Genomic DNA, 20,731 nt, shown 5'->3' with positions numbered 1-20,731 from the left:
GCGCACTTCGCTGATTAAGAGTTTCTTCCGCATGTCAGATACAAAGTATATTTTGGCAAGTTCAAAAATAGACTGCCAATACTTTCGGAACGATTAATAACCTGGACGGCAGCCCTCTAACCACATGACAAGGCCCATGTTTTTAACGACACTCAACTGATTCTCTACATCACTGCACACTGGCTCCAGAGAGAATTAGTCATCACGCACAGGGACGCCGCTTACCCGGCGCCCCTGCTGCAACGACAGCCGATAATCCAACAGGACTCAATCACCCTGTCATGGACGCGCGTGACAGAGCGTGCAACCGACCTCCGTCCCTTTACTAACATGGACTGTGCGACCACCATCATCATCGCTTTGGTAATCCCGATCAGCCGCAGCACGAGAGAGAACAGTGCCATTCAGGTCATTGCCATGGCAGGCCTTACAGGCATTGGGATTGCGGAGATAGAAGTCTTCATGTCCAAGATCCCAACTGCTGCTGTTAACATTGTGCATACCATGGGGGCCATCCAGGGTATTGGGCAGACTGGTGTGGCAGGCGGCGCACTCAGCGACCGTGCCGGTATGCCCCTGGATCTGAGTGGCGGCCACATTGTCATTGGAGCTGTTCTGGGCATTCGGCCAGATCGCATGGGTCGAGCCGTGGCAGCCCTCGCAGGCAACACCACCATGCCCCAGGCTGTTGCGGTACAGCTCTGCGCTATTTCCGGCAAACCGTAGGTTGTTGACAGACCTGGGGGCCGCTGAATTGTCACTGCTATCCCAAGCTTGGGTGAGACGGATGTCGGCACCCAGATGATCGAGCGCATCACCGGTATGACAGGATTCACAGCGTGGTTCGTCAATCCAGGGGCGGCGCGTAGAACCATCGGGCAGAGGAAAAACACCGCCGATTGCTAGCATGTCACCGTGGCAGTTCTGACAGACGATACCTGCGTTACCCATAGCGCCCCGCAGGCATTTGGTAATCTTGCCCGGATGGCATTGGTAACAGGTTTCCTCCAGGGTGCCATCTGCTGGAAACAGGTCGGCCCCAGTGTCCGGGTCTTTCAAACGCCCATGGTAACCGTGCATGACCTGGGACATCATGTCATGGCCAATCTGGTCTCCGGTTGGCCCCCCATTGCCAGCCAAGTCAAGTGCTGCCGAGTAGTGACAGCGAGCACAAAGTACCGGGCGTTGGTTGTGCAAATCGGTGCCGTGCTTCTTGTCATGCAGTAGCAGAATGTTCTCCTTCGCCGCCTGCAATACGCTGTTGGGATCGGTAATATCGTCAGGAAAGACAAAGGCGATGGAAGAATCCCTTGCTCCAACCTCTCCTACCGCGTGGCAATTCTGGCAATCGGCTTCCGATGCGACCGGCAACACGACATCAACGCTCGCCAGATCCTCCCCAGAGGAAGGGGCTGCAGCATTCACTCGCATTAAGGGATAGGCTTGAGTACCGCCCGAGTCATCAACGGGCAGTATGGGTATACCCTCGGCAGAGAACCAGCTTTTTGCACTATTGAATCCATTGAAAACCTGGGCGTCATTGGCCGAATAGGGGGTCAGGATACCCGGCATTTCTTGCTGAGTGAGTCCCTCATCAGGTTGCGGATTTATGCCAAACAGGTCAAAGACATACGTATTGCCCGTCGCTGGATTGATGTCCCAAAAATTACTCTTAGTAAAACTCCCGCTCGGAGGATTCTGGCTAGTCGTAGTGATCGATCCATTCGCATCCAGTTGTGCCTTATAGGTAACAACAACCTCACTATTGTCGAGGAGGCGTGGCGTGGCGCCCCGTTCGATCACTTGACTATGCACCACATTGAAAGGGGGCAGAACAACAAAATTAGAGTAATCCAAGTCGGCACAATGCATACCTAGATCATTAAAGGCGAGCACCCTATGGCTGCCGCTGACAACAGGCACCCCGTTGTCGGTACTAGTACTTTCACCGCCACAGGCAGTCAGTAGAAGGGCGCAGGAGAGGGCCACGCTCAACGTTTTGAGTGGATTCATCAATGGTTTTTCCTGAGTGGTCAAACAACCGGTTTAAATGGGAATGAGAATCTATTCTGCGACATAAAGCCAGATCAAGGAAGGAGGTCGCAAATTCTTAAGCTGACCATCAAACAGATCGCCTGTAGGCCCGACTTTAGCCGGGCAGGTCTGTCTGCAAGCGGTCCTACAGCGCGATGTATGTAATGGTCGGGCTAATAATAACGGCGCTCCGGCCTGTTGCGAGAAGAGGGGGGAGAGAGCCAGCTCTTCACATACCAGCCTTTTTTCTTGACTCTACCCGCCCCCCCGCCTAGCATGCCAAGGTTTTGATTTCTGTGCAGTAGGTCCAATGAATATCGACGCCATTCGCGAGCTGATCGCGGACGACATGCAGGCGGTCAACCGACTGATCATCGAACAGCTGCGATCCGACGTGGTGCTGATCAACCAGATCGGCGCCTATATAGTCAACAGTGGCGGCAAACGGCTGCGGCCAATGCTGGTGCTGCTGGCGGCCCGCGCCTGCGACTATCAAGGCGAACGCCACATCAATCTGGCGGCGATCATCGAGTTCATCCACACCGCCACCCTGCTGCACGACGATGTGGTAGACGGCTCCGAGCTGCGCCGCAACCAGGAGACCGCGAATGCAGTCTGGGGCAATGAGGCGAGTGTGCTGGTGGGCGACTTTCTCTACTCCCGCTCCTTCGAGATGATGGTCGCGGTGGAGCAGATGCGGGTGATGGATATCCTCTCCCACGCCACCAACCGCATCGCCGAAGGTGAGGTACTGCAGCTGCTCAATGTGCACAATCCGGAGACCAGCGAGGCCGACTACATGGAGGTGATCAAACGTAAGACCGCCACCCTGTTTGAGGCTGGCACCCGCCTCGGCGGCGTGATCAGCGGTGTCGATCCGCAACAGGAGCAGGCGCTGGCCGACTACGGGCTGCACCTGGGCATCGCCTTCCAGCTGGTGGATGACGCGCTCGACTACAACTCCTCCAACCAGGATATCGGTAAAAATATAGGCGACGACCTGGCCGAGGGCAAACCAACCCTGCCGCTGATCCAGACGATGAAGCAGTGCCCTGAAGCTGACCGGAAGCGCTTGGCAAAGATCATCGAGAAAGGTGGCCTGGATGAGATCGAATTCGTGATGCAGCAGGTCCAGGCTAGCGACGCCATTACCTACACAGAGACACTGGCGCACGAGGAGGCGGAGCGCGCCAAGACAGCGCTGTCGCTGATTCCCAACTCTCCGTTCCGCGAGGCACTGATGGCACTGGCCGACTTCTCTGTCGCCAGAACGCATTGAACCATCTAGCGAATTCCATTATCATAGCGCGCTCGTTTTCGGTCGGTTCCCGACCTACCGCCATCCAGCCGGTCTATGCCGGGACGAACTCGGGGTGTAGCTCAGCCTGGTAGAGCACTGTCTTCGGGAGGCAGGGGCCGGAGGTTCGAATCCTCTCACCCCGACCAATCAAATCGATAACCTACTCCCGTATGGTTACTTCCTCATCTTTCGCCAGCGTAGCTCAGCACCCTTAAAGAAGGGCGACTGCGGCACGTACGCTTTCCCTCACCAGACGAGCATAACGCTCGGTCAAGATGACCGAACCGTGGCCCAGCAGATCCTGAACTGCGGTCAGCGTTACATCCGTGAAACCAGCCAAGACTGGCACAAATATGTGCGTAGATCGTGGATGAGCTAATCTTCGATACCAGCCCACCAGCAAACGCTCGCAAAGCAGCGTTTGATCGACCAAGCCCTCGAGTCTTTTTCGCGCCGGAACACCTGTCAGCTGTCTAGAGTACGTTACCCCTGACGCCAATTCAGCGCTAGGGAGAGCGAGTCTGCGACGGCCGTTTTTTCCATTTGTCAGGTTGATTCTCGCAAGATTTTTGGCTTATCCTCCCAGCGCCGATCTACTGGAAGTCACCCTACTATTCTCATCCCGTGGCTGAGGCTCAGCTTACTGGACTGAGTTGAAAACCTTGATCACTATACAAAATTCGGTCACTGATTATCTCACTCGCTTATACAAAAAAAAGGAATCGCCTGCATGCTCACAAACACACTTCGCCTCGGACTTTCTGGCAGCCTATTACTTATCAGCTCTATGTCACCAGCAGAGGTTTTACTGTTTGATGATTTTGATAACAATAGCCTGAACACTCAGGTCTGGAATCAAGGAAGCTGGCATCTTGGTCGCACTCAACTGGGCAATCAACCAAGTTTCGACAATGATGGTGAAACCAGTTATCTCTCATTAAAACTGGACAGCTATAACCCGAATGAACCAGGACAAACTTTATATGGTAGCGAGATATACAGTCTGAATAAGTTTGATGTCGGCACAGGATTGGAAATCGAAGCTCGACTACGCGCCTCTGCCATGCCAGCCGGATTGATCGCATCCTTATTTGCCTATGCACAAGACCAACAAGGCTTTGCAGATGAAATCGACATTGAGATACTTACCGCCCAACCTAACAATACTTTTCTTGCAACCAGCTGGAACGACTGGGGACACCCTGACAGTAATTACGGAGACGGCATACATCATGCGGGTTCATTGTTGAGCCTGGCAGACTATGATTACCAAAACTGGCAAACTTATAGCATACGCTGGTACCCTGAACGCATAGAATGGTATCTCAATGGCAAGCTAGTTAAACAGCAAAACAACCCTGTACCCAATCTAGCTCTATCAATACGCAGCAACTTCTGGGCAGCCAATAACGACTGGCAGAACGCTTACAGTGCAGATTTAACCGCCACGCCAGATTTCGCCAGCAACCAACAATTTCATTACGACATTGATTACATCAAAGTCAGTCGTATCTCAGATGACAGCACCAGCAGCCCTTTGGCACCATTGGAAATATCACGCGACATCATCTCCAGATGGAACACCGGCTATTGTGAAAACGTAAGAATTCATAACCCGGACAGCCGCACTCGTGACTGGTCTATTGAGTTGATCGTCAATGGCACACTGAGCCATGCGTGGAATGCACAAGTCAGTATGCTTGAAGAAGACCTGCTTAATGCTCAGAACTCGGCTCTAGCTGGCAACGCCACCACATCTTTTGGCTATTGCATAAACAGCCATAAACGCGCCATGTCCAATGGCGATCTGATTATTACTCGCAAAGTGACCACAGACTGGGGAACGGGATATTGCGAAGACATACAAATCACCAACCCCAATGACGCTATTGGCATCTGGCAAATCAGCTTGCCAATCACAGGCTCACTTAAAAACCATTGGAGCTCCAACATGTCACAGACTGACAACCAAATTCAAATCAGCGGGGTGAATTGGAACGAAAAACTCAACCCATTGGCATCAACCACCGTCGGTTATTGTGCCAACAAATAAGGCTCTTTATGGAATTGTGCAGGTAGATTCGACGATCCCTAAAAGAGTCGACTTATTCCGAGCTTCCTTAACAAATTGATTCAGACAGAGACCACCTCGATGACAATCGAGGTAAAGCCGGCTGCAAAACTGATCCTTGTTAATTCGCTCTTATTCAAACGAAACTCCCACTAAAAAAGCCAGCCTTCTTTGAAGGCTGGCTTCGTAGGGTGCCTTGGCGAAGCGGGACCCGCCCCAGCAAGTAGACCGCTATTTGATCTCGTAAGGACCGATATCCGGCGCGACCCCGAGCCAGTGCCGGCAGTCAGCATCGACATCCATCGGGTTCGATGGATCGTCATCCGCGCTGGCGCAGTGCACACCGGCGATCCAGGTGGCGGCATCGATCAGCGGGCTGCTGCTCTGTGGTTTCAGTGCATTCTTTACCTGATCCTTCACATAAGCCACCTTTTCGGCAACGCTCATGCTGGCACTGAAGTGGATATCGATATCGCTGGCGCTAAAGCCGCTGTTGGCGATCCGCGGATCACCATCCGAATCCCCAGACCAGTTATTCTTCGCATCGACACCCGAGGGGATGGAGAAGTCGGTATCACCATTGTTCAGGGCCAAGTTGTTGTAGGCCTTGAAGCGGGCAGGATCAGGGTTGCTGGCGTTCAGATGCACGCCCCGGGATGGATTATCGATGGCAAGGTTGTGATGAACACTGCCGCTGCCCTGCATCCGCGGCTCAAAGCCCCGCTCATCGTTGGAGAACGAGATGTTGCCGATGTAGTGGACCCCACCCTTGGAGTAACGCAGGCTTTTGAAACCACGCCGCCCCTCCGGGCCATTGCTGAAGGAGATGCTATTCATCACGTAGGAGTCACTACCAAAGGAGTTGTCGATGCCGTCATCTGCGTTGTGAAAGGCGACAAAGCCATCCACCACATTACCGGGACAGAGGTTATCGACACTGCCACTGGCATCGTCATGGCATCCCTTAAAGGACTCGAACGCATCTGAGTTCTCACCACCGTAGGTATCCCCGTCCGGGCCACCGGGCACCTTCTGGCCGTCTGGCTGGTAGCCATTGTCATAGCCCAGGCAGTTTTCGAAGCGGTTGTTGGCCAACAACTTGCTGGTGCCGTAGCGCCACAGGATGATGCCGCTGTGGTGGCGTGCCCGGGCCGCCTCAATATAGCGAAAGAGATTGCCTTCGACGCGGGTATCTTCATTACCGACCATGAGGTTGCTCAGCCAAGCATCCCGCAGCACCAGCTCCTCATAGAGACCGAAGCTGCCCTCCACCTGCAGGTTGTAGCGGGTGGCGTAGCTCAGCTCCAGGTTGCGCATCACGATGTAGTCGCCCGCCACCCGGATCAGCACCTCACGCTCGCGGGTTGGATTCGCTGAACTCTCGGCAAAACCAAAGCCGGTGATGTGCACATGCTCGCCATCGAAGGCCTCGATGGTGATCGGCGAACCCTGGCTGCCGGAGACATTCACATTCAGAAAGATCTTCGAAGATGCGCTGTGGGTGTAGGTACCGCCGCGGATCTTCACCGTGTCACCGGGGCCTGATGCATCGACCGCCGCCTGGAACGCCTCACTCGGGTTCTGCACATTGGTATCAAACTCTTCGCCATCCCCGACGCAGTGGATGTCCGTGCGAGCACAGAGGGCGTTGATATTGACGGTGACGGTGGCGGTCGAGCTGTTTGCGCCATCACTGAGGGTGTAGTCGAAACGGTCGGTACCGACATCTGTCACCGAGGCCGGCGGTGTGTAGTTGATGGTGTTGTCTCCCACCACATTCACACTGCCACCCAGCTGACTACTGCTAGCGACAGTGAGGCTCAGGCTGGCGCTGGCATCAAAGGTGTCGTTTGCCAGTACATTCATGCTGCGGCTGGTGTTCGCCGTCGCACCAAACTCATCATCATTGGCGCTAAGACTGACCAATGGGGTGGTTGGCTGTTCTGGCATCTCCAGCATGATTCTGACGGTTGCCGCTGAAGTCAGTCCAAAGCTGTCAGCCAGAGTGTAACCAAAACTGTCGGTGGTGGAACTGGTGATATTGCCCGGTGGGGTGTAGGTGAGGGTGTTGTCGCCGGCGATGGCCACGCTGCCGCCCAGCTGCGTGGCGCTATCCACCGAGAGCGACAGAGTGGTACTGGAATCGATCTGGTCATTGGCCAGAATATCGATGCTCTGACTGCTGTTGTGGCTGGCCATGACGCTGTCGTCGTTGGCGGTGTGGGCCGACGTGCTTGGCAGGGTCAGGGAGAGGGTCACCGTTGCCGATGAGCTAGTGCCATTCGTGTCGCCGAGCGTGTAGCTAAAACGATCGGTTGCAGAGCTGGTCTGACCAGGCGGTGGCGTATAGTTGAGCAGATTGGCGGCGACGATGCGCACAGTGCCGCCCAGCTGACTGCTGCTCTCAATCGACAGGATCATCGCAGCTCCGCTATCGAGGCTGTCGTTGGCCAGTACATCCAGGGTGCGGGCCGAGTTGATGGTGACATCAAAGCTGTCATCCCGCGCGGTATGGGCCGGCTGCGCAGCTGGCGGTTGGCTACCACCCCCCGCGCCGACAGCGGGTACCGACTGCTCTCCTGCCAATCCCGAACCTGAACTCGAGTCACTCCCTCCTGTGCCCTCAGTGGGCTGAAGCGTAATCGTCTGTGAAGCAGATTCCGAACCCGTCCGAGTGGCCTCTTCGCTGCTCTCCGAGCCACTGCCGCCACAGCCGCTCAACAGGCCAAGGCACAAAAGGGCGCTGAGGGTCTTGCCGGGAATATCCATAATGGCCGCCTAAAGAAATATCCTATCGCCCCAAGTTAACGGGATTAGGCAACCAGTCTGTAGTCAACAAATCACACTTTCAGAGAGCGTAAGTCTCCCAACCCAACTTCTTTGCGTGAAACATGAATCTGATCAAAAGATGGGCACCATCGCAGCGATCCGAGGGGCTCCGGCACCACCCACAAGAGACCCTCGGTCTTTGTCAGGGCTCAATCGCCCGCTGAATCACCGCCAAAAACGCCTGCCTGTCCAGCCCCTCATGCCTCACCACTCCGCGCGACTCGATTCTCGCCTCCGCCCGCAACAACACCGGAAGAAAGACATTCCCAGGCTTTTGTACCCCGCTGATCCGCATCGCCACCAACGGCGCCCCTGTCATCATGGCGAGTCGCGCCGCGCCCGGCTTCACTCGGCGGGGAGGCTCCGTATCCAGGTGCATCGTGCCATGCGGAAACAGCGCCACCACATGCCCCTCACGCAGCGCGCGAAAGGCGGCCCGCAGCGCCTTCTCCGGCGCCCGCTCCCGATCGACAGGAATACACCCCGCCATGCGGAACAGCCACTTCAGGCCGAACCGCTCATACTGCTCCCGGGCGATCATGAAGTGTAGCGAGCGGCGACTAGCCGCCGCCATCAACAGCGGATCGAGACCGGAGATATGGTTGGCGACCACCACCGCCGGCCCCTCTGGCGGGATCTCCAGCTCGACCGGCGGCAGGCGGTGGTAGTAGCAGCAGAAAAGCCGGTTAAGACCGTCGATGCGATTCATCAGGCCGCTACCCCAGTCGGCACGACTGGCCTGCAAACAGAGCCGTTGCAGACGATAGAGGACTACCCCCAACAGCAGCATGAAAAGGATGGCGATGAGTGTGGTGTTGTCCATTTCGGTTATGCCGCGGCAAGCTGACGCCGCCTTCCGTTATTTTCCCTGCTTCTTCTTGCCACCCTTCTGGTAAACCTTGCGCTGGAACAGGTCGGTACGCCGACTTACCAACCGATCAACAAACAGGATGCCGTCCAGGTGGTCCACCTCGTGCTGTAGGGCGCGCGCTTCATAGCCCTCCATATCAAACTCGAGCGGCTCGCCGTAGGGATCCTGGGCGGTAAGTTTGATGCGTTCGGCGCGGATCACGTTACCGGTATAGTCGGGCACCGACAGGCACCCCTCGCGCCCCAGCTCGAAGCCGTCCCACTTGCTGATCTCAGGATTCACCAGCACCAGCCGGCCATGGTTCGGCACCGGTTTGCGGGTTTGTGAGCAGTCAATGATGATAACCCGCCGGAAGTCGCTCACCTGCGGCGCGGCGATGCCCACCGCAGCCGGGCCGTTGACGCGGGTCTCCTCCAGGTCGTCGATGAAGGCGCGCAGCGCGTCGTCGAACTGTTCCACCAGCTCAGAAGGCTGTTTCAGCCGGGGGTCCGGCAACTTAAGAATCTCCAGGGTTGCCATAGATCAGCCAATCAGGGTCTCAATGGGGGAGATATTGACCTCGATCGCCTCATCGCCCAGCCTGGCCAGTGCCGCCTGCAGCTGCTCCAGGGTGGTCTCAGCAAAGCCCTGGATGGTCATGATATAGACTGGGTCGGCCTCACTGCCGGCCACATCCGACTCCAGCTCGAGGATATTGAATCCCGCCTCCGCCAGCGCGCCGGTCACCTGAGCCACGATACCGGCCCGGTCGGCCCCCACCACCCGCACCTGGTAGTTGGGCACCCGATGCTGGTGCAGCCCGCCGTGGATCGGGTCGAGGTGAAAGCGCAGCCCCAGCGCCTCTGCCACCGGCGCGATCAGGCCCTCCACCGATTGCTGATCACCGCGCACCATCAGCATCACACTGAAGTTGCCGCCCAGACGCAGCATCGAGGCCTCGCCCAGCGAGCAACCGCCCTTGAACAAGGCATCGGTGACCTGCGCCACGATACCCGCCCGGTCCTCACCGACCAGGGTCAACATCTGCCATTGCATCAGGATAGCTCTCCCTGTTGGAGCCAGATCAACGAAGCCATGCGCCCGGTGACGCCGTCCCGCCGATAGGAGTAGAAACGTTTTGGGTCGGACACTGTACAGTAATCACCGCCCCCCACAAAGCCCACGCCAAACGCCGCCAAACGCTGCCGTGCCAGCCGATAGATATCGGCCAGCCACTTGCCTTGCTCTACGGGGCGAAAGGCGATGGCTGCCTCATCGGCATGGGCGACGAAGGCCTCCCGCACCTCCGCCCCCACCTCGAAACGTTCCGGGCCGATGGCGGGACCGAGCCAGGCCAGCAGTTCCGAACCCGGCCGCCCCATGCGCCGCAGCGCCGCCTCGATCACCCCGCAGGCCAGCCCCCGCCAGCCTGCATGCACCACACAAACCCGCTCGCCCTGCCGATCACAAAGCAGCAGCGGCAGGCAGTCGGCGGTGAGCACTGCACAGACTCGATCAGATCGATCAGCGAAGGCGGCGTCGGCCTCACAGCCGCGACGGGCATCCTCCAGATCGGCCACCGCGCAACCATGCACCTGAGTCAGCCAGAGCGGCTCTGCCGGCAGGCTCAACGCCACGGCCAGCCGTTGCTGGTTGGTAGCGACCGCCAGCGGATCATCCCCCACATGGTCGCCCAGATTAAGGCTCGCGTAGGGGGACAAGCTGACCCCGCCGGCCCGACAGGTGATCGCAGCGCACACATTCGCCGGCGCCGGCCAATCGGGGCGGATCAGCTCAATCATCCAGCGGCATCCGCCCGCAGCAGCCCCAACAGCTGCTCCATATCCTCCGGCAGTGGCGCCTCCCAGCTCATCTGCTCGCCGCTCTCGGGGTGGACCAGCTCCAGACGCCGGGCGTGTAGCGCCTGGCGCTTAAACGCCCGCAAGCCCTCCGCCAAGGCATCACTGATGCCGGTCGGCAGTCGCAACCGCCCACCGTAGACCGGGTCGCCCACCAGCGGAAAGCGGATCTGCGCCATATGCACGCGGATCTGGTGGGTGCGACCGGTCTCCAGCTGGATCCGCAGGTCGGTGTGGAAACGGTAGCGCTCGATTACCCGGTAGTGAGTCACTGCCGGTTTGCCGTTCGCCACCACCGCCATCCGGGTACGATGTACCGGGTGACGGCCAATCGGCGCATCCACCTTGCCACCGGCGGTCATCACCCCCTGGGCAAAGGCGCGGTACTCCCGCTTCATGCTGCGCGCCTGCAGCTGCGCCACCAGCGCGGTCTGCGCCTGCAGGGTCTTGGCCACCACCAGCAGGCCGCTGGTCTCCTTGTCGAGGCGGTGCACAATGCCACCCCGCGGCACCTGGCTGATCGCGGGAAAGTGGTGCAGCAATGCGTTGAGCAGGGTACCGTCCGGGTTGCCCACCGCCGGATGCACCACCAACCCAGCCGGTTTGTTGACCACCAGCAGGCTCTCATCCTCGAACAGGATGTCGAGCGGGATCAGCTGAGGCCGTGAGGTGACCTCCTGCTCCAGTTGCGGCACCAGCTCCAGTCGCTCCCCCCCCCGCACCTTCTGTTTCGGCTTGCCCGGCCGGCCATCGAGCAGCAGCCGACCATCCTTGATCCAGCGCTGCAAGCGACTGCGGGAGAACTGGGCGAACTGTTCCGCCACCACCTGATCAAGACGGCGTCCCGCTTGCTCGAGGCCAACCTCACTGATCAATTTTTCTATCTCTTCACTCATCTCGATTCTTTTCCGCCCCATCCGCCCTTATGCGCGCGCCAGAGCTTTCCGTTATAATGCCGCCTTTTACTGACTCACAAGAACTTGCCTGCCGGCCATGCATTTGTTTCGCTTTCTTATTCTCGTACTGCTACTGTCGCTGATCTCCGCCTGCTCACTGCTGCCGGAGCAGATCGACAAGACCAAGGGGTGGAGCGCCAGCAAATTCTATTCTGAAGCCAAGTCGGCGATGATGGACGGCGACTATGACAGCGCCATCGAATACTACGAAGGGTTGGAGGCACGCTACCCTTTCGGCCGCTACGCCACCCAGGCACAGCTCGACATCATCTATGCCCACTACAAAAACAGCGAGCCCGATTCGGCCATCGCCGCCGCCGAACGCTTCATCCGGCTGCACCCGCAAAATCCCTATGTGGACTATGCCTACTACCTGAAGGGGCTGGCCAACTTTAACCGCAACCATAGCATCACCACCCGCTTCATCCCCACCGACTCCTCGCAGCGCGACGCCGGCGCCGCGCTCACCTCGTTCAGCGACTTCGCCGAGCTGGTACGCCGTTTCCCGGAGAGTAAATATGCCTCCGACGCGCGTCGGCGCATGATCTACTTGCGCAACAACCTGGCCAAATACCAGATCCACGTGGCCCGCTACTACATGCGCCGCGGCGCCTATCTAGCCGCCGCCAACCGCGCCAACCGGGTGGTCGCCAACTTCCAGCGCACCTCAGTGGTGGATGAAGCACTGCAGATCATGGTGGACGCCTACACCCGACTGGGTCTGAAAAATCTGGCAGAGGATGCCGAGCGGGTGCTGACGCTGAACCGGCAGAACGGCCTGTTCGCCGAAGAGCAGGATGAGGAGAGCCTGAGCGAGCGAATCTGGGAGTCGCTCGGGCTAGACAAGGAGTAGTTCCCTAGCAGCCCACAGCAGGGCCGGCACAAGGCCGGCCGGAAGACTCAGATCGCCGCTTCATCCTGTTCGCCGGTACGGATGCGGATCACCTTTTCCACCGGCGAGACAAAGATCTTGCCGTCACCAATCTTGCCGGTGCGTGCCGCGTTGGTGATCGCCTCGATGCAGGACTGCACTGCCGCCTCAGCCACCACCACCTCGATCTTCACCTTGGGCAGAAAATCGACAACATACTCGGCACCACGATAGAGCTCGGTGTGCCCCTTCTGCCGCCCAAACCCCTTCACCTCGGTCACGGTCAGACCGGTAATTCCCTCCGCGGAGAGCGCCTCGCGCACATCTTCCAGCTTGAACGGTTTGATGATGGCCTCGACTTTTTTCATTGTTTCTTACTCCATTCCCGCCAGACATGGCGTTTTGCTGATCGTCTGACCGGATCGTGCAGCGAACCGGCACCTAATCTCATCGGAGGCAAGTTTACCGCTCCGACTCCAGCGGCGTCCAATAGCCGCGGGTCAGCGGATAGCGCCGGTCACGACCATAGGCACGGCGAGTGATCTTGATTCCCGGCGGAGCCTGGCGGCGCTTGTATTCGTTGCGGTCCACCATCCCTACCACCCGCTCCACCAACGCCGCCTCGAATCCGGCGGCGATGATCTGTGTCGGACTCTGGTCCTGTTCCACATAGCGCTCCAAGACCGGATCAAGCACCGCATAATCGGGCAGCGAATCGCTGTCTTTCTGGCCTGGCGCCAGCTCCGCCGACGGCGGGCGCTCGATCACCCGCTGCGGGATCACTGGCGAGAGGCGGTTGCGATATTCACAAAGCCGGTAGACCAGCAGTTTCGGCACATCCTTGATCGGCGCAAAGCCGCCGGCCATGTCTCCATAGAGGGTGGCATAACCCACCGACATCTCGCTCTTGTTGCCGGTGGTGAGCAGGATGCGCCCCTTCTTGTTGCTGATCGCCATCAGGATGACGCCACGGCAGCGCGCCTGGATATTCTCCTCGGTGACATCCGCCGGCCGCCCGGCAAACTCCGGCTCCAGCATGCCGAGAAAGGCATTGAAAGCGGGCTCGATGGGGATCGTGCGGTGCTCCACGCCGAGGATTCTCGCCTGCTCTGCCGCATCCTCATTACTCATATCGGCGGTGTAGCGCGACGGCATCATCACCACCTCCACCTGGTTCGCACCCAGCGCATCCACCGCCACCGCCAGGGTCAGCGCCGAGTCGATACCGCCGGAGAGGCCGAGGATGGCGCCATTGAAACCATTCTTGCAGACATAGTCGCGCACCCCCAGCACCAGTGCGCCATACACCGCCTCCTCTTCGCTCAGTATTGCCGCAACCTCGCCGGGCAGCGGTCGCAGCCGATCACCCGTTTCAAATTCGACCAGTGCGATAGCCTCCTCGTAGAACGCCAGCCGCCGCACCAGCTCGCCCTGGCCATCCGCCACACAGGAACCGCCGTCGAACACCAGCTCGTCCTGCCCGCCCACCAGGTTGGCATAAACTACCGGCACGCCGTGCTGGCGAGCTCGCTCCTGCACCAGTTGCTCCCGCTCCGGCGCCTTGCCAGTGTGAAACGGCGAGGCGTTGAGATTGAGGATTAGTTCGGCACCCGCCGTCACCGCCTGAGCCATCGGCTGTGGCTCCCAGATATCCTCACACACGCTCAGCCCGACCTGCACCCCGTTGAGGGGGAACAGCACCGCCTCGCTACCGGGGCTGAAGTAGCGTTTCTCATCGAACACCGAGTAGTTAGGCAGCATCTGTTTGCGGTATTCGGCAATCAGTTCGCCATCGCGGACCACCCCGGCCAGATTGTAGAGCTGCCCGTCGCGCTGCAGCGGATAACCAAAGATCAGATGCACCCCATGCGCCTCGTCGATGATGCGCTGCAGCGCCTGCTCCACCCGGGCGATGAAGTCAGAACGCAGCAGCAGGTCTTCCGGCGGATAACCGGTCAGGGTCAGTTCGGGAAAGATCACCGCATCGGCCCGTCCCCGAGCAGCACGCGCGGTGCTGAGCAGCTTTTCGGTGTTGCCTTCGATATCCCCAACAAGAAAGTTGAGCTGGGCAATCTGGATACGCAGTGTCACACGGACCTCGTTCGGCTCGGAGCCGGCAAAAGGTGGTATTATTCCAATAATCGCTTCCGCCGACAAAATCGTTTTGCAAACCCCGTCCTGTGAGTATCGTCGATGGGCCTCCGCTATCTGTTAATCGGCGCAGCTATCTGGGTTGCGCTGCTGATCATCCGCCACCTTTGGTCCAGACACCAAACCCAGCCCCATCCCCCCAGGCAGGTGAAGTCACTGGAGGGGGTGCAGTGCGCTCACTGCGGGCTGCATCTGCCCCGTGAGGAGGCGCTGCAGGCGGGCAACCACTTCTTCTGCAGCCAAGAGCACCACGATGCCTATCACCCTGAAGGCTGACTCGGTGAGCGGCATCTAATCATGCGCAGCTGGCTCGACTCCCTGCGTGACACTTTGCAGGTGGAGAGCAGCAAGCGCGCGCTGAAATCGCTGCGCAGCTGGAAGAACCTGCGGCTGTTCCTGATCTACCGCATCACCCTCTCGCTGGCGCTGCTGTTCTTTTTTTTCAGTAAGACCGGCCCCGACTTTCTTGGCCAGCACTCAACCAGCCTATTCGCCTTCAGCGCCACCCTCTATATGGGGCTGGTGATGGTCGGTACAGTATTCTGGTATTGGCGCTCACCCAAGGCGGACCAGCAAGCGGCGGTGATGGTCTTCATCGACATCCTGGCGATCACCCTGCTGATGCACGCCAGCGGCGGCATCGAGAGTGGGCTGGGCATCCTGATCGCAATCTCCATCACCAGCGGCAGTGTGATGATGGGCGGGCGCGCCTCGCTATTGTTTGCCGCCCTCGCCTCGCTGATGGTAATCACCGACCAGATCTACGCCTCGCTAACCCACGTCTACCCAACCCGGTTCATCCAGGCCGGTTTTCTCGGCAGCCTCTACTTCACCATGGCGCTGATCGCCCACGTCTTCTCGCGGCGGATCGGCGAGAGTGAAAAGCTGGCGGAGCAGCGGGCGCGCCAACTGGAGAATATGGCGCGCCTCAACGACCATGTAATCCAGCATATCCAGACCGGCGTACTGGTGGTGGATCAACACCTGCGCATCCTGCTGATCAACGCCCCTGCCCGACGCCTGTTGGGTACCCCGGATGCGGCCATCGGCAGCCCGCTGAAACGCGCCTCAAAAGAACTGACGCACATGCTGATCCGCTGGAAACAGGATCATAACCGGGAATGCCCGCCATTTCGCATCAACGCCCACGGGCCGGAACTGAAGCCCCGCTTCAACGCCCTGGAGGCGGGCGCCGACGGCCGGGTGCTGGTATTTCTCGAGGACCACTCGCGGCTGATCGTCCAGGCCCAACAGATGAAACTCGCCTCGCTGGGGCGTCTCACCGCCAGCATCGCCCATGAGATCCGCAACCCGCTGGGGGCGCTGAGCCACGCCAGCCAGCTGTTTGACGAATCCCCCGACCTGAACCCAGCCGACCGGCGCCTGATCGAGATCATTCAATCCAACTCTCAGCGGGTCAATCAGGTGATCGAGAATGTGCTGCAGCTCTCCCGCCGCGATCCAGGCAAACCCCGCGCCATCCCTCTCACCGCCTGGTTGCGCGACTTTATCAGCGAGCAGGAGCAGGATCATGAGCTGCCGCCGGGGGTCTTTTCGCTGCAGGTGGAGCCGGAGAGCATCAATATCATCGCCGACCCGGGACAGCTGCGGCAGATCGTCACCAATCTTTGCAACAATGCCCGCGAACACGCCAGTAGGGAACAACCGTTACGGATCCGCATCATCGGCGGCAAGGTGACTGAGTTCGACGATCCGGTGGTCGATATCATCGATAATGGCCCCGGTATCCCGCGGGAGGTGGCACGGCAGATCTTCGAGCCCTTCTACACTACCCATAACAAAGGTACCGGCCTGGGCCTTTATATCGCCAAGGAACTGAGCGAGGCGAATCGTATCGAACTGGAGTATATTCCCGGGCCCACCGGCGGCAGCTGCTTCCGGCTGCATTTCTACAACTGGAACCACGAGGTAAGTTAGATGACGCAGCCGTTGGCGCTGGTCGTGGATGACGAACCCGACATCTGCGAACTGCTGGAGATCACCCTGATGCGTATGGGCATAGAGACCCGTGCCGCGCTCAACCTCGCCCAGGCCCATCAACATCTCGCCAGCGAGCGCTTCGATCTCTGTCTCACCGACATGCGCCTGCCCGACGGCAACGGCATCGAGCTGGTGCGCCACATCAGCCAACACCACCCGGCCCTGCCGGTGGCGATGATCACCGCCCACGGCAACATGGAGTCGGCGATCGAGGCGCTGAAGGCCGGGGCCTTCGACTTCGTCTCCAAGCCGGTGGATCTGGCGATCCTGCGAAAACTGGTGGAGAAGGCGCTCAAGCTCTCACCCGAGCGCCAAACTGCCGCGCCGACAACCTCTGATGCAGGTGCCGGCAGGCAACTGCTCGGCAACTCCCGCGCGATGCAGCGGATCCGCGAGCTGGTACAGAAACTCGCCCGCAGCCAGGCGCCAGTCTACATCAGCGGCGAATCGGGCACCGGCAAGGAACTGGTGGCGCGCATGATCCACGACCAAGGTCCCCGCGCCGACCGAGAGTTTGTCGCAGTCAACTGCGGCGCCATCCCTCAAGAACTGATGGAGAGCGAGCTGTTTGGTTATATGAAGGGCAGCTTCACCGGCGCCAGCAGCGACCGGCAGGGGCTGTTCCAGGCCGCCGACGGCGGCACCCTGTTTCTCGACGAGGTGGCCGATCTACCGCTGCAGATGCAGGTCAAACTGCTGCGGGCGATCCAAGAAAAGCGAGTGCGCCCGGTGGGCGGCCATCGGGAGGTCTCGGTGGATGTGCGCATCATCAGCGCCACCCATAAAAATCTCAGCGAGATGGTGGAAAACGGCAGCTTTCGCCAAGACCTCTTCTACCGCATCAACGTGATTGAGCTGCCGCTTCCGCCGCTGCGAGAGCGTCCGGAGGATATCCCGCTACTGATCGACAGCATTTTTACCCGCCTCTGCAGCAACTCGGAGCTGCCGTCGCCCTGCCTCAGCCCGGATGCGCTGCAAGCGTTGCAGCGCCACCCTTTCCCCGGCAACGTACGTGAACTGGAGAACATTCTGGAACGGGCGATCACCCTCTGCGAGGGTGACCAGCTGAGCACTCGCGACCTACAGCTTCCCGAGGTCAACACAGAGCCCACCGGGCGAACCAGCAAACCCCTTGGCGACATGCTGGGGGATATTGAACGTCAGGCGATCATCAAAGCCCTGGAGGAGACACGCTGGAACCGCACCGCTGCAGCCAGGAAACTCGGCATGAGCCTGAGATCGCTGCGTTATCGGCTCTCGAAGCTTGGGCTGGACAGGGACTAAGACTAGTCGTACACAAGGAGAAGTCCGCTATTCGGGCTGGCGTTCCAACTTGGCCAGACGTTCCGGTAAGCCTGCGAAGTCAAACTTCGCCTCATCGCCATAGAAATCCACCAGGGCTTTCTGCAGACGCCGCAGCGGGGCCTTCCGGGCGAACTCTGAGTCCAAGGCTGTGGTCCACTCCCGGGTTTTCTCATTGAGCAGACCGACCAGTTGCGAGTCGTCCTCTCCCTTGCCTTTCACTGCAAACATCAGCCAATCCCCGATCAGCACACCGCGCTGTTTGCTCTCAATGATGTGATGATGCGATTTTTTGCTGACTTCAAGGCGTCCATTATCCCGATTCACGGCATAGTGGCGCAGCCCCTGCGCCATAACGACCTCCATGTCAGGCTTAATCGAAATGATAGCTGGCACAGAGAAACCTGATTCAAGATAGAAAGAACGCTCTATAGGTTCTCTTGAAGGAGCCTCCAAAGAAGCAACCAGCGAGCGCCCGTCAAATTCAGCCTGCCCCCGCTTAATCCCGACCAGTGAATAGAGAGTGGGTGCGATATCGATCAGCGAGGCCCGCTGTGGCCGTATCCCAGGGGGAAATTGGTGTTGCCCGAAGCCTTTTATCCCCAATACAACGGCATGCTGTTCACGCCTCAGGATATTGGTCCCGTGCCCCCAGTCTTCCCGCTCAACCATCGTCCGCAACGGATCAAAACCCTGCCTGGCTGATGCCCCGCCAGCGCCAACCTCGGTATAGGCCTGCAGCGTCTCACCATGCGATTCGCCATGATCAGACAACAACACCACAATCGCATTCTCCAACACACCCTGTTCCCGCAGGGCGTTCATCAGATCATTGAATTGCGCATCAACCTCGGCCACCGCGCTCCGGTAGAAGAACATCCGGTTCGAAAGCGTATCACCTGTTTGGCTGGCATCAAGTGAGGTCTGCGACCAGTAGTAGGGCCAATGGGGCAGGCAGAAATGGGTGACCAGAAACAGCGGCTTGTGCCGATCGCGCTGAGTGATCACGTACTTCAGCCGGTCAAGGAAAGATTTTGGCTGATAGGTCTCACTGACTCCTCGATTCAGATAACTGTAGGGAAAAAGCAGCCGGCCCAACCAGGTATCGAGCAGACGGTTGGTCAACGGCGTATCGTTGATGCTGGCAAGCACAAAATCCCCTACACCAATCTTCGGCCCCACCTCCTGCTCAAAACCATAGCTGGCATCGAAGTTGGCAAAGCGCCTCTCATCCATCGCGATGATAGTTTGATAATCGATCTTCTTGAGTGTCCAGGCCAGATTTTCATCCATCTCAACTCGGGTCGGATCGATCAGGTTATATCTTGCCCCGGTACTCTTCGGATAACGCCCGGACAAAATGCTGCTCCAGGCAGGGAAAGTCCGGGCCAATGGCGTAATCGTTTCAGGAAAAACAGCAGCGGAGTTTAGAAAATCATCAATTGCCGGGGTCGATCCCTCTCCAGCAGTGAAATATCCGACATGATCCAGACGCAGGGAATCGACGCCAATCACAATGATATTGGGACGATTGGATGCACCAGCCTCAGACAGGGGCACCGCGGGAAAAAACAGGGGGATTGCCAGCAACAGTGCCAACCCCACTGCCACCGCACCGATTCGAGTCGGGCATTTCCGCACTGCTGGCAACCAACCATGCAACTGCAACAGGGCAGCATAAACCACCAACCCCAGAATCAGTGTACCGGCCAGAAGCGAGACAGATTCGGCATAGCCTGTCCCGGTCAATCCTCTCACGATGAAGGTATAACGCGAACGGGGAAACTCCAGACCGTTTGACAACAGCAGCCAGAACACACTGAGCAGCCAGAACGATAGCCCGGCAAGCAAGTAGACTTGACCATTCAGATGGTGCTTGCGGGCAATCAGCGTCGTTACCCACCAGACCACGCCCCCCACAAACAGGTAGAGTCCGATCAATGCGGTAGCAAACAGCAGCAGGTCACCCCCCAGACCTCCCGCCAGCAGTTCCTCAAACGACAGCGAGTGGAAGACCTTGGAGTCGGCACGGCGAACAAAAAAACCCACCGTCCTTATCAAAAACAGGGAAAGCATCCAGAAAAGCGTCAGCGACGTCAGCAACACAAGAAGCCGCCGCGCACTTTTCCGGTCCGGCCCCATTATCTCATTGACTTGCGAAACCCCTGCCTTCAACGCTCTACCCTGCCTGTTTGTGTGACCATTCAACACCTAATTCTGGCTGGGAAGCCAACCAGCAGCCAGGATTTAGGTTCCATTTTTATGATCCCAACCCGGTCTGTCGACACACTAGCGAGATCCATGCCGACTGCGATCTCCACAGTTATCGTCACGAGAGACCACTCTCTGCAGTTTTTCTTGATGGCATTTACTGAGAACCCTCAGCCACAGGTGACAAAAAATGTCACTTAGTGACACTCGAGGCCCTCACTTTAATTCCTTGTATGCGTTCCGGTGTAATCCGCCCTGCTCTCAGAGCTGAACGCAGAGCATAACCAATTGAAATA

General features: G+C 58.4%; 16 protein-coding genes and 1 tRNA gene. 7 read left to right on the top strand and 10 right to left on the bottom strand.

Translation table 11 applies throughout. From position 1 onward, the window contains the following. Window positions 1-279: 279 nt before the first annotated feature. Window positions 280-2,013, bottom strand: coding sequence for a hypothetical protein (locus tag Ga0074115_RS08920; protein ID WP_060528433.1), 1,734 nt, complete (start codon window positions 2,011-2,013; stop codon window positions 280-282). 331 nt (window positions 2,014-2,344) lie between these two features. On the opposite strand from Ga0074115_RS08920, the gene ispB reads away from it, so the two are divergent. The 3 genes from ispB to Ga0074115_RS08905 all read left to right on the top strand — a co-directional run bounded on the left by ispB (window position 2,345) and on the right by Ga0074115_RS08905 (window position 5,387). Then, on the top strand, window positions 2,345-3,313 hold the full coding sequence (ispB, locus tag Ga0074115_RS08915; protein ID WP_057957281.1) for an octaprenyl diphosphate synthase: 969 nt from the start codon (window positions 2,345-2,347) through the stop codon (window positions 3,311-3,313). A 90-nt stretch (window positions 3,314-3,403) separates the two neighbouring features. Then, a tRNA-Pro gene (locus Ga0074115_RS08910) sits at window positions 3,404-3,480 on the top strand. A gap of 584 nt (window positions 3,481-4,064) precedes the next feature. Beyond that, entirely contained in the window at window positions 4,065-5,387 is a 1,323-nt protein-coding gene (locus tag Ga0074115_RS08905; RefSeq protein ID WP_060528432.1) for a glycoside hydrolase family 16 protein, read from the top strand. Window positions 5,388-5,636: 249 nt separating this feature from the next. Here the strand turns inward: Ga0074115_RS08905 and Ga0074115_RS16750 are convergent, their stop codons facing one another. The 6 genes from Ga0074115_RS16750 to rluD form a co-directional block, all read right to left on the bottom strand. Next, the gene (locus tag Ga0074115_RS16750) at window positions 5,637-8,174 is read right to left on the bottom strand and encodes an Ig-like domain-containing protein (protein WP_232433006.1); all 2,538 of its coding nucleotides are present in this window, start codon (window positions 8,172-8,174) and stop codon (window positions 5,637-5,639) included. A 202-nt stretch (window positions 8,175-8,376) separates the two neighbouring features. Then, window positions 8,377-9,057, bottom strand: a complete 681-nt coding sequence (locus Ga0074115_RS08890; RefSeq protein WP_060528431.1) for a lysophospholipid acyltransferase family protein — start codon at window positions 9,055-9,057, stop codon at window positions 8,377-8,379. Between the two features lie 36 nt (window positions 9,058-9,093). Continuing rightward, the gene (gene def, locus Ga0074115_RS08885) at window positions 9,094-9,624 is read right to left on the bottom strand and encodes a peptide deformylase (protein WP_060528430.1); all 531 of its coding nucleotides are present in this window, start codon (window positions 9,622-9,624) and stop codon (window positions 9,094-9,096) included. 3 nt (window positions 9,625-9,627) lie between these two features. Further along, on the bottom strand, window positions 9,628-10,140 hold the full coding sequence (locus Ga0074115_RS08880) for a glycine cleavage system transcriptional repressor (RefSeq protein WP_060528429.1): 513 nt from the start codon (window positions 10,138-10,140) through the stop codon (window positions 9,628-9,630). Continuing rightward, the gene (gene pgeF, locus Ga0074115_RS08875; RefSeq protein WP_057956766.1) at window positions 10,140-10,886 is read right to left on the bottom strand and encodes a peptidoglycan editing factor PgeF; all 747 of its coding nucleotides are present in this window, start codon (window positions 10,884-10,886) and stop codon (window positions 10,140-10,142) included. The genes Ga0074115_RS08880 and pgeF overlap by 1 nt, the downstream gene beginning before the upstream one ends. Further along, complete coding sequence (gene rluD / locus Ga0074115_RS08870) at window positions 10,883-11,839, bottom strand: 23S rRNA pseudouridine(1911/1915/1917) synthase RluD (protein WP_057956767.1); 957 nt, start codon at window positions 11,837-11,839, stop codon at window positions 10,883-10,885. The genes pgeF and rluD overlap by 4 nt, the downstream gene beginning before the upstream one ends. Before the next feature lie 97 nt (window positions 11,840-11,936). Here rluD and Ga0074115_RS08865 point away from each other — a divergent pair, with 97 nt between their 5' ends. Beyond that, on the top strand, window positions 11,937-12,752 hold the full coding sequence (locus tag Ga0074115_RS08865; RefSeq protein ID WP_057956768.1) for an outer membrane protein assembly factor BamD: 816 nt from the start codon (window positions 11,937-11,939) through the stop codon (window positions 12,750-12,752). 47 nt (window positions 12,753-12,799) lie between these two features. On the opposite strand, the gene Ga0074115_RS08860 is transcribed toward Ga0074115_RS08865, so the two are convergent. Continuing rightward, entirely contained in the window at window positions 12,800-13,138 is a 339-nt protein-coding gene (locus tag Ga0074115_RS08860) for a P-II family nitrogen regulator (protein ID WP_005960798.1), read from the bottom strand. Window positions 13,139-13,232: 94 nt separating this feature from the next. Next, window positions 13,233-14,861 (bottom strand): NAD+ synthase, encoded by a 1,629-nt coding sequence (locus tag Ga0074115_RS08855; protein WP_232433005.1) that lies wholly within the window; start codon window positions 14,859-14,861, stop codon window positions 13,233-13,235. A gap of 102 nt (window positions 14,862-14,963) precedes the next feature. Between Ga0074115_RS08855 and Ga0074115_RS08850 the strand changes: the two genes are divergently transcribed. From Ga0074115_RS08850 to Ga0074115_RS08840, 3 genes are read left to right on the top strand one after another with little or no spacing between them, the layout of a single operon-like run. Beyond that, window positions 14,964-15,197 (top strand): PP0621 family protein, encoded by a 234-nt coding sequence (locus tag Ga0074115_RS08850; RefSeq protein WP_057956770.1) that lies wholly within the window; start codon window positions 14,964-14,966, stop codon window positions 15,195-15,197. 21 nt (window positions 15,198-15,218) lie between these two features. Next, window positions 15,219-16,859, top strand: a complete 1,641-nt coding sequence (locus Ga0074115_RS08845) for a sensor histidine kinase (RefSeq protein WP_198295060.1) — start codon at window positions 15,219-15,221, stop codon at window positions 16,857-16,859. Beyond that, window positions 16,860-18,206 carry a sigma-54-dependent transcriptional regulator gene (locus Ga0074115_RS08840; protein WP_057956771.1) on the top strand — a complete coding sequence of 449 codons (1,347 nt, stop codon included), beginning with the start codon at window positions 16,860-16,862 and terminating at the stop codon, window positions 18,204-18,206. 27 nt (window positions 18,207-18,233) lie between these two features. Here Ga0074115_RS08840 and Ga0074115_RS08835 read toward each other — a convergent pair whose 3' ends face one another. Further along, window positions 18,234-20,399, bottom strand: a complete 2,166-nt coding sequence (locus tag Ga0074115_RS08835; protein WP_232433004.1) for a sulfatase-like hydrolase/transferase — start codon at window positions 20,397-20,399, stop codon at window positions 18,234-18,236. Window positions 20,400-20,731 lie beyond the last annotated feature (332 nt).

Source organism: endosymbiont of Ridgeia piscesae (genome assembly GCF_001443665.1).
GTDB lineage: Bacteria > Pseudomonadota > Gammaproteobacteria > Chromatiales > Chromatiaceae > Endoriftia > Endoriftia persephonae.
This window is presented reverse-complemented; position numbering and strand designations above follow the sequence as displayed.